The organism is Oleiphilus sp. HI0080 (genome assembly GCF_001635135.1).
On sequence record NZ_LWFU01000893.1, the window covers coordinates 1 to 1,150 of the forward strand.

At 49.3% G+C, this 1,150-nt stretch carries 1 protein-coding gene; it reads right to left on the bottom strand.

Annotation, left to right across the window (positions count from 1 at the left end; genetic code table 11):
* The coding region (locus A3751_RS17720; RefSeq protein WP_156492597.1) for a PAS-domain containing protein at positions 1–1,150 on the bottom strand (1,150 nt) is incomplete at both ends.

Below are 1,150 nucleotides of genomic sequence, written 5' to 3' on the forward strand. Positions count from 1 at the left end.
AAGCGAGACTTGGTCGCATTGGCTGTTTCTGCCTGCGACTTGGCTTCAAGAAGCGCGGTTTCCATGCCCTTTCTTAATTCGATCTCGTGTACCAAGTCTTGGTTGATGCGATTGATTTCTTCGGTGCGACTTTCGACGCGCTTTTCAAGGTTTTGATTGCTTAGCTCAAGTTCGTTTTGAATTCGAATGAAGTCACTAATGTCATCGTACGTCGTGACATAGCCGCCGTCTGGTAGCGGAGTACCTTTGATCTCGATCACTTGTCCGTCATGGTGCTCGCGCACAACGCGATAGGGTTTTCCGTTCTTAAGGTGCTCAAGACGTTTGTGGACAAGCAGTTCAATATCACCCGCACCGAGCAAGCCTCTGTGCGCATTAAACTGCACAAGCTCGGATACGGGAGTACCGATCTTCAGCATATTTTTTGGATAGTTGAACATTTCTTCGTAACGGCGGTTCCAAGCAACGATATTCAAATCGTCGTTTACGACGCTGATGCCGGAGGAGATATTCTCGAATGATGAGAACAGGATTTCCTGATTAAAACGCAGCGCTTTGGTGGTTTCGCCAAACATACTGACGACATCTTCAACTGCGATTTTATTGCCGCTACGAAGGCCATCAATCATTGCATTGGCAGACGCGACACCGGCGATGCCGGAAAGAGCACGACGAACCGTTTCGATTAATTCTTCGGGGCTTGTTTCTTCAGGGTTGATACTCTCGGGCTCGAAAATACGGTCCGCGATCCTCGCACCTGCAAATTGATTTGCCAGCTCTTTCAGATCACCAATTTTAATCGCGGAGTCGTTTTCGCCAACAGGCTTTTGTAATTCAATTTGGGTGAATGTCGAAGCCTGAATACGATCCGCTAAGGTGGTGCGATCGACTCTCGAAACTAGCCAAGTTACCGCGATGTTGATCCCTAGGCTTACCAGCACACTGCGGGTAAAGGCATCACTAAACTCAAACCCGAGAAAGAACTCCGGGCTGAGCCATTCGAAGCCATAAGGGCCTTGTGAGATATAGCTCTGAGCAACAAGGCCAATGTCGCTCATGATTGGGGTGATCAGCATGTATGCCCATACAAGCACGCCGCTGCCGAGGCCGGCATATACACCAATCGCGTTGCACCGCTTCCAGTAAAGCC